This window comes from Pseudomonas sp. EL_65y_Pfl1_R83 (assembly GCF_963970695.1).
GTDB classification, from domain to species: domain Bacteria; phylum Pseudomonadota; class Gammaproteobacteria; order Pseudomonadales; family Pseudomonadaceae; genus Aquipseudomonas; species Aquipseudomonas tritici.
On sequence record NZ_CAXAQI010000005.1, the window covers coordinates 104,675 to 118,113 of the forward strand.

14 protein-coding genes and 1 pseudogene are annotated in these 13,439 nt (G+C 58.0%); 5 read left to right on the plus strand and 10 right to left on the minus strand.

All coding sequences use genetic code 11. The features are described from left to right. Positions 1-61 precede the first annotated feature (61 nt). Genes rimK through rimA form a run of 3 tightly spaced genes read right to left on the minus strand, consistent with a single transcriptional unit; the run spans position 62 to position 2,239 of the window. Positions 62-967, minus strand: a complete 906-nt coding sequence (gene rimK / locus AACY08_RS08890; RefSeq protein WP_049710586.1) for a 30S ribosomal protein S6--L-glutamate ligase — start codon at positions 965-967, stop codon at positions 62-64. After that, positions 964-1,446, minus strand: coding sequence for a retropepsin-like aspartic endopeptidase RimB (rimB, locus tag AACY08_RS08895; protein ID WP_445261454.1), 483 nt, complete (start codon positions 1,444-1,446; stop codon positions 964-966). Before rimB ends, rimK begins: the two co-directional genes overlap by 4 nt. After that, a complete protein-coding gene (gene rimA / locus AACY08_RS08900) occupies positions 1,433-2,239 on the minus strand; it encodes a S6 modification regulatory phosphodiesterase RimA (RefSeq protein WP_339469111.1) in 807 nt (268 codons plus the stop codon). Before rimA ends, rimB begins: the two co-directional genes overlap by 14 nt. Before the next feature lie 116 nt (positions 2,240-2,355). On the opposite strand from rimA, the gene AACY08_RS08905 reads away from it, so the two are divergent. Further along, positions 2,356-2,763: an RNA-binding S4 domain-containing protein gene (locus AACY08_RS08905; protein WP_065875839.1), complete on the plus strand. Its 408-nt coding sequence runs from the start codon at positions 2,356-2,358 to the stop codon at positions 2,761-2,763. Between the two features lie 27 nt (positions 2,764-2,790). On the opposite strand, the gene AACY08_RS08910 is transcribed toward AACY08_RS08905, so the two are convergent. Continuing rightward, positions 2,791-3,588 carry a phosphatase PAP2 family protein gene (locus AACY08_RS08910; RefSeq protein ID WP_339469113.1) on the minus strand — a complete coding sequence of 266 codons (798 nt, stop codon included), beginning with the start codon at positions 3,586-3,588 and terminating at the stop codon, positions 2,791-2,793. A 104-nt stretch (positions 3,589-3,692) separates the two neighbouring features. Here AACY08_RS08910 and hslO point away from each other — a divergent pair, with 104 nt between their 5' ends. Together hslO and AACY08_RS08920 are read left to right on the plus strand one after the other, a co-directional pair. Continuing rightward, on the plus strand, positions 3,693-4,595 hold the full coding sequence (gene hslO, locus AACY08_RS08915; protein ID WP_339419930.1) for an Hsp33 family molecular chaperone HslO: 903 nt from the start codon (positions 3,693-3,695) through the stop codon (positions 4,593-4,595). Between the two features lie 179 nt (positions 4,596-4,774). Continuing rightward, complete coding sequence (locus AACY08_RS08920; RefSeq protein WP_339469114.1) at positions 4,775-6,316, plus strand: phosphoenolpyruvate carboxykinase; 1,542 nt, start codon at positions 4,775-4,777, stop codon at positions 6,314-6,316. A 56-nt stretch (positions 6,317-6,372) separates the two neighbouring features. On the opposite strand, the gene AACY08_RS08925 is transcribed toward AACY08_RS08920, so the two are convergent. From AACY08_RS08925 to AACY08_RS08950, 6 genes and pseudogenes are all read right to left on the minus strand, one after another. Beyond that, entirely contained in the window at positions 6,373-7,236 is an 864-nt protein-coding gene (locus AACY08_RS08925) for an EamA family transporter (RefSeq protein ID WP_339469115.1), read from the minus strand. Between the two features lie 159 nt (positions 7,237-7,395). Further along, positions 7,396-7,752: a DUF1493 family protein gene (locus tag AACY08_RS08930; RefSeq protein ID WP_064450201.1), complete on the minus strand. Its 357-nt coding sequence runs from the start codon at positions 7,750-7,752 to the stop codon at positions 7,396-7,398. Between the two features lie 269 nt (positions 7,753-8,021). Continuing rightward, positions 8,022-8,354: a DUF1493 family protein gene (locus tag AACY08_RS08935; RefSeq protein WP_339469117.1), complete on the minus strand. Its 333-nt coding sequence runs from the start codon at positions 8,352-8,354 to the stop codon at positions 8,022-8,024. A 360-nt stretch (positions 8,355-8,714) separates the two neighbouring features. Continuing rightward, a pseudogene (locus AACY08_RS08940) lies at positions 8,715-8,997 on the minus strand (hypothetical protein). A 64-nt stretch (positions 8,998-9,061) separates the two neighbouring features. Continuing rightward, on the minus strand, positions 9,062-9,679 hold the full coding sequence (locus AACY08_RS08945; RefSeq protein WP_339469118.1) for a putative adenosine monophosphate-protein transferase Fic: 618 nt from the start codon (positions 9,677-9,679) through the stop codon (positions 9,062-9,064). Continuing rightward, entirely contained in the window at positions 9,679-9,849 is a 171-nt protein-coding gene (locus AACY08_RS08950; RefSeq protein WP_096236773.1) for a YhfG family protein, read from the minus strand. The genes AACY08_RS08945 and AACY08_RS08950 overlap by 1 nt, the downstream gene beginning before the upstream one ends. Positions 9,850-10,024: 175 nt before the next feature. Here AACY08_RS08950 and AACY08_RS08955 point away from each other — a divergent pair, with 175 nt between their 5' ends. Together AACY08_RS08955 and AACY08_RS08960 are read left to right on the plus strand one after the other, a co-directional pair. After that, on the plus strand, positions 10,025-11,200 hold the full coding sequence (locus tag AACY08_RS08955) for a tetratricopeptide repeat protein (protein ID WP_339469119.1): 1,176 nt from the start codon (positions 10,025-10,027) through the stop codon (positions 11,198-11,200). A 285-nt stretch (positions 11,201-11,485) separates the two neighbouring features. Further along, a complete protein-coding gene (locus tag AACY08_RS08960) occupies positions 11,486-13,423 on the plus strand; it encodes a RecQ family ATP-dependent DNA helicase (RefSeq protein ID WP_339469120.1) in 1,938 nt (645 codons plus the stop codon). The last annotated feature ends 16 nt before the right edge of the window (positions 13,424-13,439 follow it).

Below are 13,439 nucleotides of genomic sequence, written 5' to 3' on the forward strand. Positions count from 1 at the left end.
AGAAAGAGCAAAAGCAATCTGTCTTCTCCTGCAGCTTTTAGCTTGAAGCTTGTCGCTGCTCTTACCCTTTACCCTTGGTCCGAGTCATATTCGCTCCGCCACTCTTCTCCAAATGCTGAATGATGATCCCCGCCACATCCTTGCCCGTTGTGGTCTCGATCCCTTCCAGCCCCGGCGATGAATTCACCTCCATCACCAGTGGTCCATGGTTGGAGCGCAAGATATCCACACCCGCCACGCTCAAACCCATCACCTTCGCCGCCCGCAGCGCGGTCATGCGTTCCTCGGGGGTGATCTTGATCAGGCTGGCACTACCACCGCGGTGCAAATTGGAGCGGAACTCCCCCGGCTTGGCCTGACGCTTCATCGCCGCAATCACCTTGTCACCCACCACGAAGCAGCGGATATCGGCGCCGCCGGCTTCCTTGATGTATTCCTGCACCATGATGTTCTGCTTGAGGCCCATGAATGCCTCGATCACGGATTCCGCCGCCGTCGCGGTTTCACACAGCACCACACCTATGCCCTGGGTGCCTTCCAGTACCTTGATCACCAGCGGTGCGCCATTGACCATCTCGATCAGGTCGGGAATGTCGTCGGGAGAGTGGGCAAAACCGGTCACTGGCAGGCCGATGCCTCGGCGTGAAAGCAGCTGCAGCGAGCGCAACTTGTCCCGAGAGCGGGCAATGGCGACCGATTCGTTGAGGGGCGATACCCCCATCATTTCAAACTGGCGCAATACCGCGCAGCCATAAAACGTCACCGAAGCTCCGATGCGAGGGATCACTGCATCAAACCCCTCCAGCGGTTTACCCCGGTAATGGATCTGCGGCTTATGGCTGGCAATGTTCATATAGGCACGCAACGTGTCGATCACCACCATTTCGTGGCCACGTTCAGTGCCGGCCTCAACCAGGCGGCGGGTGGAATACAGACGCGGGTTTCGCGACAGCACAGCAATCTTCATGCAGCACCTGGGGCAGAAATAGTAGAGACCGGGAACACCGGCTTGTCTTGAACGTACTTGACACCTGGATTGACCACCAATTGGCCGTCAATCAGCGCCTTGGAACCCAGTAACAGGCGATAACGCATGGCCTTGCGGCACGCGAGGGTGAATTCCACCCGCCATACCCGATCACCCAGCGCCAGGGTTGTGCTGATCACGTAGCGCACCTGCGCGTGGCCGTTGGAGCTTTTGATGGTTTTCATCGTCACCAACTGCGCCTCGCAGCGGCGGTGGCGCAGTTGCACAATGCTGCCCAGATGCGCGGTAAAGCGCACCCATTTCTCGCCGTCGCGCTCAAAAGGCTCGATATCGGTGGCGTGGAGGCTGGAGGTACTGGCACCGGTGTCGATCTTCGCGCGCAGGCCTGCCACTCCCAGGTCGGGAAGTGCCACCCACTCACGCAGACCTACAACGGTCAAATGGTCAAATGTCTTCAATATGGGTAACCGATCGATTCGCCCAGGCCTGGGGTGAAACCTCAGCCAGGGCTTTGAATGCAGGCTTGGCGAACCAATAACCCTGCATCAGAAATATTCCGCAGTCGGAAAGGAAGTCACGCTCACCAGCACTTTCGATGCCTTCGGCAATGACAGTAACTCCTAACTGCTCACAGATTGTGACAATCCCCCGGACGATGATCTGTCGGACACGATCCTGATCGACATCGCGAATCAGCGTCATGTCAAGTTTGATCAAGTCAGGTTGAAAATCGGCCAGCAAACTCAGCCCTGAATAACCCGCACCGAAGTCGTCGATGGCGGTCTTGAAGCCGAATTCGCGGTATTCACGCAGAATATTCGTCAAATGGCGATTGTTATCTACGTGCTCGCTTTCGAGTGTCTCGAAAATCAGCCGGTCCAGCGGAAAATCATGCGCGCGGGCAGCTTCCAGGGTACTGCGGATACACAACTCCGGGCGGTACACGGCGTTAGGCATAAAGTTGATAGAAAGATGGGTTTGCATACCCAGGGCCGCCGCCCCGGCGATCGCTTGGGTTCGGCAGCGTTGGTCGAAACGGTAGCGGTTGCTTTCGTCGACCTGGTCCAGCACAGACAGCGCCCCTTCGCCTTGCGTGCCGCGCACCAGGGCTTCGTGGGCGAAGATCGAATGGTCCCGAAGGTCTACGATAGGCTGATAGGCGAACGCAAAATCGAACCCCAAGGGTTCGCTTTGCTGGCAGCCCACGCAGCGCTGGTCAGGCGAGGTGAGTGAAGTGGGAAAGTCGGTCACAGCGTATCCTCGCGAAAACAGAGTGCTACCTGGCGTATCTTAGGTGAGCCTTAGGGTTTATGCGTCGAAGGGTTTCAACGTTAAAGTTGCGACATTTTTCAGAGCGAGGAATTCAAGTGGCTCAAAAGCAGGAAGAGGAAGAAAAAGTCCGTCTGGACAAGTGGCTGTGGGCTGCGCGCTTCTATAAAACCCGTGCCCTGGCGAAGGCTGCCATCGAGAGTGGCAAGGTGCATCATCGTGGCGAGCGCTGCAAGCCGGGCAAGGAACCGCGCGTCGGGGATGAATTTCAGATTCGTACCGGGTTTGATGAAAAAACGGTCGTGGTCCAGGCGCTTTCCATCGTGCGCCGTGGGGCGCCTGAAGCGCAGGCGCTGTACACCGAGACCGAAGCCAGTATTGCTAAGCGTGAAAATGCGGCGGCGATGCGAAAGGCCGGCGGTATCGGCATGACCACCGATGGCAAACCGAGCAAGAAGCAGCGCCGCGACTTGTTCAAGTTTCGCGGCAGTGGCAATGATGACTGACCCAGCGCGGGGCAAGCCCGCTCATTACTACAAGCGTATGACGCTTAGCCGACTAATCAGTGGCACTCGTTGAAACAGCCGGAAGACGGGTGCCGTCACCCGCAACAACCCACCCGACACCTTGGCCGCAAACGGTGTGTAATACCCCCACCCCAGCGCCAACAGTGCCAGCAACACACCACCGATGTAGTCGTCCTGCCCCCAGTGCGCCCCCGCCACCAGGCGCGGCATCATGAACAACAGTGCCAGGCCCCAAATCACCAGCACCTGGCCGGTGCGCTTGGCGAACACCGTCATGAACATCCCCCAGATCAACAGCACCGAAGCGTGATCCCCCGGGAAACTCTGGCTCGAACGGTCCTTCAGTTCCCACGTCTTTTCCAGCCCTGGGAAGTAGTCGCTCATCTGGATCGCCCCGCTGATTACCATCGACGGGCTACTGTGTTGCCAGCCCATGTGTGCCGCGAATTTGGAAAACAGCATGCGGATAAACAGCAACAGCAGCAGAATTCCGACAAAACCGAACAGTGCCTGGCGCACCTGCACGGCCTTGAATACCCAATCACCGCGAATCAACAGCAGCAGCAGAATCACGCCGACCACTGCGTCGAACGGTCGCAAACTGGCCACGGCCCACACGTGCAGCCATGTGGAGTTGCTCGCGAGCGGTTCATTGAGCAGATGAAACAGCCACTCGTCGAAAACCACACACAGCATCTGGCCCGTGGGCCACAGCCAAAAACACAGCAGCCCGATCGCGAGTAGATTGCACCAGGCCCATCCCCCGAGGTTCCACTTGGCTTGGAACAAACCCGGATTGTTCATAAACTGTACCCCACGGCTCTAGAAAACAGCACCAAAACGGTGCTAAAGCGTTTAATTCTATAAACTTTGTAATCAATTTGTCATCAATTCAGATACCCAGACCTATGACTGATCTACCGGATACCGACTTCACCCAACGCTTCATCTTCGACGAGAACGATGCCCGCGGCGAACTGGTCTCGCTGGAGCGCAGCTATGCCGAAGTCCTTGCCAAGCACCCTTATCCGGAGCCGGTTGCGCAACTGCTCGGCGAGCTGATGGCGGCCGCCTCGCTGCTGGTGGGCACGATGAAATTCGACGGTCTGCTTATTTTGCAGGCGCGGTCTGAAGGTCCGGTCCCGATGCTGATGATCGAGTGCTCCAGCGAACGCGAAATCCGTGGCCTGGCCCGTTACGACGCCGACCAGATTGCCCCGGACGCCACCTTGTCCGACCTGATGGCCAACGGCGTGCTGGCGATCACCGTCGACCCAACCGAAGGCCAACGCTACCAAGGCATCGTCGACCTCGACGGCGAAACCCTGTCGGACTGCTTCACCAACTACTTCGTGATGTCCCAGCAAGTCGGCACCAAGTTCTGGCTCAACGCCGACGGCAAGCGTGCTCGCGGCCTGTTGTTGCAACAGTTGCCGGCTGACCGCATCAAGGACGACGATGAGCGCACCGATAGCTGGCGCAAGCTGACCGCCCTTGCCGGTACGCTGACGGCTGAAGAGCTGCTGGGCTTGGACAACGAAACCATCCTGCATCGCCTGTACCACGAAGAGGCCGTGCGCTTGTTTGACGCACAGGGCCTGCGCTTCCGTTGCAGCTGCTCCCGTGAACGCTCAGCCAATGCCTTGGTCAGCCTGGGCCTGGAAGATGCCCAGGATCTGGTGGTCGAGCACGGCGGCAACATCGAGATCGACTGCCAGTTCTGCAACCAGCGCTACCTGTTCGATGCGGCCGATGTCGCCCAATTGTTCGCCGGCGCAGGCATCGATACCCCTTCCAACACCCGCCACTAAAACGTTTAAGCACAGGTGAATCACCTGACAATTGCCGGTTTAGCGCTGTTCTGACGGGAGGGCCCTACTTTTTTTGGGCTTTTCTGGCATAATCCGGCCCACTTTTTTCGCGGTAGTAGTGCGCAACTTTCTACTACAAAACGTTTGGAGCACTCGGCCATAGGCCGACGGGGAACCTCATGACGCAAGCCAACAACGCCGTATACACCGATCTGAGTGTTGATGATCTGGTTAAAGAAGCCCTGCAGCGCGGTGAAGGCGTGCTTGCCGATACTGGCGCACTGGTCGTAGAAACGGGTCACCGTACCGGTCGTTCGCCGGTCGACCGTTTCATCGTTGAAGAGCCTTCCACCCAGGACGCCATTGCCTGGGGCCCGATCAACCGCAAGTTCCCGGCCGACAAGTTCGATGCCCTGTGGGCTCGTGTCGAGGCATTCAACAACGCGCAAGAGCATTTCGTTTCCCACGTCCATGTAGGTGCTTCCGAAGACCACTACCTGGCCGTGAAGATGACCACCCAGACTGCCTGGCAGAACCTGTTCGGTCGTTGCCTGTTCATCAACCCGGCCCAGTACAACCCGGCCGGTCGTGACGAGTGGCAGGTGCTCAACGTGGCCAACTTTGAATGCGTGCCTGAGCGTGACGGCACTAACTCCGACGGTTGCGTGATCCTCAACTTCGCCCAGAAGAAAGTGCTGATCGCCGGTATGCGTTACGCCGGTGAAATGAAGAAAGCCATGTTCTCGGTACAGAACTTCCTGTTGCCGGCTTGCGACGTACTGCCGATGCACTGCGCCGCCAACATTGGCGAAGCAGGCGACGTGACCTTGTTCTTCGGCCTGTCGGGCACCGGTAAAACCACCCTGTCGGCCGACGAAAGCCGTTACCTGATCGGTGACGACGAACACGGCTGGGGCGAAGGCGTGGTGTTCAACATCGAAGGCGGTTGCTATGCCAAGTGCATCGACCTCTCCGAGAAGAACGAGCCAGTCATCTGGAAAGCCATCAAGCATGGCGCTGTGCTGGAAAACGTGGTTATCGACGATGCCAAGCACGCCGACTACACCAACGTCAGCCTGACCCAGAACAGCCGCGCCGCTTACCCGCTGGAGCACGTTGCCAAGCGTTCCGAGAAGAACCTGGGCGGCGAGCCAAACGCGGTGATCTTCCTGACCTGCGACCTGACTGGCGTACTGCCACCCGTGTCGATCCTCAGCGAAGAACAAGCGGCCTACCACTTCCTGTCCGGCTACACCGCACTGGTAGGCTCGACCGAAATGGGTTCCGGCAGCGGCATCAAGTCGACCTTCTCCACGTGCTTCGGCGCGCCGTTCTTCCCGCGTCCGGCCGGCGAATATGCTGAGTTGCTGATCAAACGCATCCGCGGCTTCGGCTCCAAGGTCTACCTGGTCAACACCGGCTGGACCGGCGGCGGCTACGGCGTCGGCAACCGCTTCAACATCCCGACAACTCGCGGCGTCATCGCAGCGATCCAGAGCGGCGCGTTGATCGGTGCTGAAACCGAACACCTGGACACCATCAACCTCGACGTGCCGTTGGCCGTACCGGGCGTTGAGACTGGCCTGTTGAACCCACGCAACACCTGGGCCGACAAAGCGGCCTACGACGAAGCGGCGAAAGCCCTGGCGGGTCTGTTCACCGAGAACTTCAAGAAGTTTGACGTGAGCGATGCTATCAAGGCGGCTGGGCCTAAGTTGTAAGATTCGGTTGTTGTAAAAAAGCCGCCCCTCGTGGGCGGCTTTTTTGTGCGCAAGCGTTAGTCGGCGATGTGCAAAACCACCGCACCGACCAGCACTAACACTACCCCCGAGACCTGCACCGCCGACAACCGCTCCTTGAAAAACACAAACCCCAGCATCGCCGCGATCCCGCCAGACAGCGTGCTGATCACCGTCACCACCGACACCGACCCGGCCATCGCCCCCCACGAAAATGCCGAGAACCCGCCCAGGTTCATCAAGCTCGCACCGGTCAAGGTGGCGCAGTTTTTCAGCGGTGGAATCTTCAGGCCGTCCTTGATCTTCAGCACCACCACCACCAGTACGCACAGGCCCACCAGGTAACCCAGCCACAACATGGTGATCGGCCCCAGTGCGGGCAACGTGTAGCGGCCTTGCAGCCAGAAGCTGGTGCCGTACAGCAAGGCGGCGAGCAGGGCGTAGGCGATAGACAGGCGCGGGTTGTTGTGGGGGACGCCGTTGTCTTGGTGGATGCTGGAGAGGATCACGCCGACGACGCACAGGCCGATGCAGCCGAGTTGGATCAGGCTGATGTGTTCACCGCTGGCCCAGGACAGCAGCGTGGTGACAACGCCGTAGGACGTCACCAGCGGCGCGACGATGGCGGCTTTGCCCAGGGCGAAAGCCTTGGACAGCGCGAGGGCGCCGGAGACGGTGAGCAGCGCGGCGGTGATGCCCAGGAGCCAGACGCTCAACGGGGCATTCAGGGATTTGAACAGGTAGGCGGGGAAGATGACCAGCAACAGGGTCATGATCAAAAAGCCGAGGGCTTGGCCGAAGTACACGGCGCGTTTAACGCCGACGGCCCGGGCGTTGAGCCCCACGAGGAAGTCCGTACCGCCCCAGAGCAGGGCGGCCAGCAGGCCCATTATTACGTCCATGTACGGTCCTTGATAGGTAGGCAATTCGCCAGGTTAGCGCATAACCAATGTGGAGCGGGCTTGCTCGCGAAGGCGGAGTGTCAGGTTGAATATTTTTCACTGATCCACCGCATTCGCGAGCAAGCCCGCTCCCACATTTGACGCTCAGCGTTCTTGGGTTCAGCTGAGGTTTTCCAGGGTTTGCGTGTCCCAGCTGTGAGTTTTGATGGCCAGGTAGAGCATGCCAATAGTCAGTGGCACCTTATCGCCACGCCCTTTGGCGCGGTGCTTCAAGAACACATCAAACACCGGCGGCTGGAAGTAACGATAAGCGTCGTAGTCGCCCAGGTCGACCGCAAAATCCTGCTCCAACGCCTCCATGAATTGCTTGGCCTCGGCGCGGTCGCAGCCAAGGTCGAAGTTGATTGAGGTGTCGAGGCGAAGGGTCTTGTGTTTCGGCAGGCCGATTTCTTCGTGCAGCAATTGCAGAAGCTGCTGCATCGCGGGATCTTCGGGGAAGTTGGGGGCCAGGTTCATGGTGGGCGCACGCGGGAGTGAGTGAGGGGGAGGGTTGCGTTTTAGTCGGTATTTGTTGCGGGTGATGAAGAGTGCCAAGCCTATCAAGAATACGAAGATAGGGAGGAAGGGCATTCTGAGGATTACTGCCACGTAGGGTAATAAGAACGTCAATGCTAGGCCGGTTATGAGGCATGTGACTGCAAGGCGTTTTCTCAGGATAGCGTCAGTGATTTGGTAATGCAGTACAAGGTAAAAACCGAAGAAACAGGCTATTTGCAGGACGATATTCATGACTTTTGAAATCTCCTTGCTTCGAGTGCCTGTGTGTTCCAGCGTTTGGCTTTGACGGCTTGGTAGAGCATGTCAAGGGTGAGCGGAATTTTGCCTTTGCTGCCTCTGTCCACATGTCGCAAATACCTGTCAAAGCCTCGACGCTTGAAATAGCGATTGCTCCTGTAGTCTCCGAACCTCATGCCGAAATCCTGCTTCAGTGCTGCCATCAATTTTCTAGCCTCAGAGCTGCTACATCCGAGGTCATGATTTATTGAAGTGCTGAAGCTGAGAGCTTGATGTTTGGGCAGGCCCACGTCTTCATTCACGAGTTGCAGAAGGTGAAGCATGACGGGGTCGTCGGGAAAGTCAGCTGCCAGGTTAAGTGTGGGGGCGACGAGCAATGTGTGAGTGCCGGGGCAGTTGAGAGGGCGCTAGTTTCGGTCATGCGAAGGGGGGTTATGTAGAGGGCGAAGCAGGTGTTTTAAGCCGTTTAGGAAGAGGACTACGCTGTATTTAGCGGCCTCCCACAGGGCTGTCCGACATTTTCGGTTTGACAGTGATTTTTTGGTCAACACCCTTTCAATGTGGGAGTCGGGCTGGCCCGCGATGGCGGTGTGTCAGGTGCATAAATATAGCCTGATATACCGCTATCGCAGGCAAGCCAGCTCCCACAGGTTTGGCTCAGTGGCTGACTTGGTTGTGGTGGGTTATCGGCTGCCGGGCAGTTGAACGTGTTGCGCCGCTTCCAGCAGATCACAGCCATCCCGCACGAGCAGGTACAAGGCGTTAATGATGTGGGAAATATCGTTGAGGTCAGCGTGTTCGTAGGTCAGGCAGGTGAAGGTTTCCAGTAAGTCTGTGGCAGCGCGGATGCGCGGCGCTCTGGATGTCTTCTGCTGTGGCTTCGGTGTCGATGATGAGAGGATGAGTGTCGGTGAAGTTGGTGCGTAGCTGACGATAGACGTTCGCAAGGCAGGTAGTGGCACTTATGTGTGCTGTTTTCGAGTGACCAAACCTTAGAAGTGAGCGTTATTTCGAGCAATAAACCGATGGTTTAACCGGTGCTGATTCGATCAAGCACTGACGGCTTACTGATACACCGCTCAAAAATCGCCTCCAGCCCCCGATAATCACACGCCACCGCATCAATGTTCGCCGGTATCCATGCCGCGTGTTTCACCAGCCACCAGTTAACCGAGAACCCCGCATTCACAATGATCTGTTCGAACAAAATCCGTTGCGCCCGGCCGTTGCCCTCACGAAAAGGGTGGATGACGTTGAGGTCGCCATAAGCCTCGGCAATCAACTGCACCAGTTCGGCCTGGTTCGCACCCACATACCAGTTGGCCTGTTCCATAGATTGGATGATTTTCGTCGCTTCCGGCGGAATGCGTTCCGGCGTGCAGAACAGGGTGTCGCCTTTCTGGATGTTGACGCTGCGCAGCTCACCGGCCCAGTCGTAGATATCGCCGAACAGGGTGCGGTGTATGTGTTGCAGCCGGCTAAGATCGTAGGGCGGTGGGTAGAGCGGGAGGCTGCCTACGGCGATTTCAGATAATTCGCGCTCGGCTTGATGCAGGAGTGATTCGTCGCGCAAATCGAGGCGGTTGCGCAGGATGCTGCTATCGGGATAGCAGTATGGGTCCTGGCCCACCCCGTATTTGTCGAGCATCAGTGTGGGGTTTTGCGGTACTTGGCAAGAACCGCTTCGCGGGTCGGCAAGGGTTTGTCGACGTCGGCCGGTTGGGTGTCGAACCCTTCCAGGCGCAGGCTGGCCAGATAATTGGAGCGGCGGATCTTGTGGTAGTGATCCTGTTTTTGCTCAAACGTCGGTTCGCTCATTGCAGCGTACTCCTGGGTCGCAATGTTCAATTGTAGCGCAATGCTTGCGGGGGGAGGCGAGATAAAAACCAGGTCACATTCCGCACAAAAAAAACGCCAACCCACCGAATTCAGCGTATGTTGCACCGCAAAATCTTGTCGGGCGATTCCGCCCAGCACTTAAAGGGAGTTAAGCATGGGTATGCTTCGTGTCGCCTCGGCGATGTCATTGTGTGCGGTGGCTTTTTCGATCCAGGCCGAACAGTTGCCGATCGAGGTGCTGAGTGCGGTGGTCAAGGACCAGAAAATCGCCGACGCCGAAGTGCTGCTGCAACGCAACGGCGCACAAAACGTGGTGGGCCGCACCAACGCTCAAGGCCAGGTGACCCTCACCAGCGAAGCTGCCGATGATGCCAGCAATCTGCTGATCATCAAAAAGCCCGGCTATTCCAACCTAGTGGTGAAGTGCCCTTGCAAAGGCATGACGTACGCCATCAGCCCGGTGATGGAAAACCTCGACGGCCTGCGCGTTGTGCTGACCTGGGGTAAAACCCCGGAAGACCTCGACTCCCACATGATTTTCCCGGGCAACAACATCTTCTTTGGCAACCAGAAAGGCACCGACGCCGAGCTGGATGTGGATGACACCGACAGCTACGGCCCGGAAACCATCACCCTGCAGAAAAAGCACTACGGCGAAAGCTACGTCTACGCCGTGCATGACTTCACCAACAGCGGCAATCCAGGCTCGCGCCAGCTGTCCAACAGCGAGGCCAAGGTGTTTGTCTACATGGGTCAATCCTTGGTGCGCACTTATTACGTGCCGAAGAACCGCAGCGGTAACCTGTGGACCGTGTTCCGCATGACCGGCAGTGGTGACTTCCAGGACATCAACAATTTCAGCGGTGTGACGGTTGATGCCCCGAACGTGCTCAATGAAGTAAAGGGGTTGCTGGATGACAGCGTGGCGGTCACGGCGGTAGCTGTCAGCTCTTCCGCACAGACCGATGCGAAGCGTCTGAACGTGCAAGGTGAAGCGGCTTACCAGGCCGGTAACCTCGACCAGGCGATTGACCTGTTTCGTCAGGCCATCGATCTGGACAATAATTTCGGGAAGGCCTACGGCAACCTCGGCCTGACGTATCAGAAAGCCGGCAACACCGCCGAGTCGATCTGGGCCAACCGTAAGGCGATCGCCCTGGCGACCGGCGCGAATGCAGCGACCGTGCGGGCAGGCGCCTACTACAACATTGCACGGATCTACGAAGCAGCGGGGCAATTCTCGGATGCCTTGCGTCACTACCAGTTGGCGAAAGAGCAAAAGGCCAATCCGGTGTATGACACTGCGATTGAGCGCGTGCAGAACCGCTGATTCAGTCGTAGCGCAGGTCTAAAAGTGTGGGGGCGGGCTTGCCCGCGATGGCAGTGGTTCAGTTGATACTTATGTCGACTGACACACCGCCATCGCAGGCAAGCCAGCTCCCACATTTGGTTTGTATTCTTCTCACAAAATCGAGTGAACACTCCCACTTCGGCCCTAGGCCATGCCTCAGCCTGTGTATCATCCTGTCTCTTTTTTCCTTGCGACCTTTCTCGATTCGCTGAACACGCTGGTCTATGGTTTGGGCTCGTTCAGCGGTCAATGGAGTGACAGCCTATGCACGACACCCTCCAGCAGGTCTTTGGTTATCCACAGTTTCGTTTGGGCCAGGAGCAAACGGTCAACGCCGTACTGGCCGGTCGTTCGGCAGCGGCAATTTTTCCTACCGGGTCGGGCAAGTCCCTGTGTTACCAGCTGTCTGCGGTGTTGCTGCCGCACCTGACGCTGGTCGTGTCGCCGCTGTTGGCGTTGATGCAGGACCAGCTTGGTTTTTTGCAACGTCACGGTATTTCGGCAGGCAGTATCGATTCGGCCCAGAGCCGCGATGAGGCCAATGACGTGATGGCGCGTGCGCGTTCGGGCGAGTTGAAAATCCTGATGATCTCGGTTGAGCGCTTGAAGAACGAGCGCTTCCGTAACTTCCTGCAAAGCGTGCGGATTTCGTTGTTGGTGGTGGACGAAGCGCACTGTATTTCCGAGTGGGGCCACAACTTCCGGCCGGACTATCTGAAGCTGCCGGACTACCAGCGCCAGTTCAATATCCCACAAGCGCTGTTGCTGACAGCTACAGCGACGCCCAAGGTGATTGCCGACATGCAGGCGAAGTTCGCCATTGCGCCGGACGATGTGGTCACCACGGGCTTCTACCGGCCCAACCTCAATCTGTTGGTGGAACCCGTCAGCGGTGCGGACAAGCGTCGTCGTTTGGTCCAGTGGATGAGTGAGCGCGCCAATCAACCCAGCATCGTCTACGTCACACTGCAGAAAACCGCCGAGCAGATTGCCGAGCACTTGAACCGCAACGGTATCGAGGCCGAGGCGTATCACGCTGGTCTGCCCCACGATAAGCGCGAGGGCATCCAGCGCCGCTTCATGGGCGGGCGCTCCAATTGCATCGTCGCCACCATCGCGTTTGGCATGGGCATCGACAAGAGTGACATCCGCAACGTGGTGCACTTCGACCTGCCCAAGTCCATCGAGAACTACAGCCAGGAAATCGGTCGCGCGGGGCGTGATGGGCAGCCGTCTGACTGCCTGGTGTTGGCCAACCGTGACAGCCTCAACGTGCTGGAAAACTTCGTGTACGGCGATACGCCGGAGCAGGACGGTATCCGTCGGGTGCTGGAAGAGTTGCAGGCCGCGAGGGGCGATGGGCAGTGGGAGTTTTTGCTCAGGTCTTTGTCGGACCACAGCAATATCCGCGAACTGCCGTTGAAGACCCTACTGGTGCAGCTGGAGCTCAAGGGCGTGATTGCGCCGCGCTACGCGTTTTATGCCGAGTACCGCTTCAAGTACCTGATCGAGCCAGAGGCTTTGCTGGCGCGATTCTCCGGCGAGCGGCAGCAGTTCGTGGCGGCGATCATCCAGGTATGTAAACGAGCGAAAACCTGGGCGACGGTGGATTTCGACGCGCTTTATCAACAGCACAATGCCGAACGCAGCCGGGTGGTGAAGGCGCTGGATTACTTCCAGGAGCAGGGCCTGATCGAGCTGGAAAGCAAGCAGATGACGGAGGTCTACAGCCTGCTGGATACCGATTTTGATCCGCAGGTGCTGAGCGCGGAGTTATACACAGGCTTCAAGCAGCATGAGGTGGGTGAAGTGGCACGGATCCACGCCATGCTTGATCTGTTCGCCACCGAGCGCTGCCTGGGGCAGCGCCTGGCGCAGTACTTTGGCGATGAAAACGCACCGCTGCGTTGTGGGCATTGCTCCGTGTGCCACGGCCACGTTGCGCACCTGCCGCCACCGCCAGGCTTGCCGCCGCTTGTGGATAAAAACTTCATGGGGCTGTGCGGTGATTTTATCCACAGGCATCATGAGCACACCGGAGAACTGCCGGGCGCGGAACGACTGACACGGTTCCTCGGCGGGATCAGTGTGCCGTTGTTTACCAAGTTGAAGGCGCGGGGTATTCCCGGTTTCGCTGCGTTGGAAGACTACCCTTACGCTGAAGTACGCGAGTGGGCGCAGGCCCATTTGAATGACCTGTAAACCCACCTTCGCGAGA

What these genes read in the sequence shown, in the direction of transcription:
- AACY08_RS08910 (WP_339469113.1), bottom strand. Translation starts at nt 3,588, where the DNA reads ATGAACAATCCGGGTTTGTTCCAAGCCAAGTGGAACCTCGGGGGATGG.
- rimK (WP_049710586.1), bottom strand. Translation starts at nt 967, where the DNA reads ATGAAGATTGCTGTGCTGTCGCGAAACCCGCGTCTGTATTCCACCCGC.
- AACY08_RS08920 (WP_339469114.1), top strand. Translation starts at nt 4,775, where the DNA reads ATGACGCAAGCCAACAACGCCGTATACACCGATCTGAGTGTTGATGAT.
- AACY08_RS08930 (WP_064450201.1), bottom strand. Translation starts at nt 7,752, where the DNA reads ATGAACCTGGCCCCCAACTTCCCCGAAGATCCCGCGATGCAGCAGCTT.
- hslO (WP_339419930.1), top strand. Translation starts at nt 3,693, where the DNA reads ATGACTGATCTACCGGATACCGACTTCACCCAACGCTTCATCTTCGAC.
- AACY08_RS08945 (WP_339469118.1), bottom strand. Translation starts at nt 9,679, where the DNA reads ATGCTCGACAAATACGGGGTGGGCCAGGACCCATACTGCTATCCCGAT.
- AACY08_RS08925 (WP_339469115.1), bottom strand. Translation starts at nt 7,236, where the DNA reads ATGGACGTAATAATGGGCCTGCTGGCCGCCCTGCTCTGGGGCGGTACG.
- AACY08_RS08935 (WP_339469117.1), bottom strand. Translation starts at nt 8,354, where the DNA reads ATGCTTCACCTTCTGCAACTCGTGAATGAAGACGTGGGCCTGCCCAAA.
- AACY08_RS08960 (WP_339469120.1), top strand. Translation starts at nt 11,486, where the DNA reads ATGCACGACACCCTCCAGCAGGTCTTTGGTTATCCACAGTTTCGTTTG.
- AACY08_RS08955 (WP_339469119.1), top strand. Translation starts at nt 10,025, where the DNA reads ATGGGTATGCTTCGTGTCGCCTCGGCGATGTCATTGTGTGCGGTGGCT.
- AACY08_RS08950 (WP_096236773.1), bottom strand. Translation starts at nt 9,849, where the DNA reads ATGAGCGAACCGACGTTTGAGCAAAAACAGGATCACTACCACAAGATC.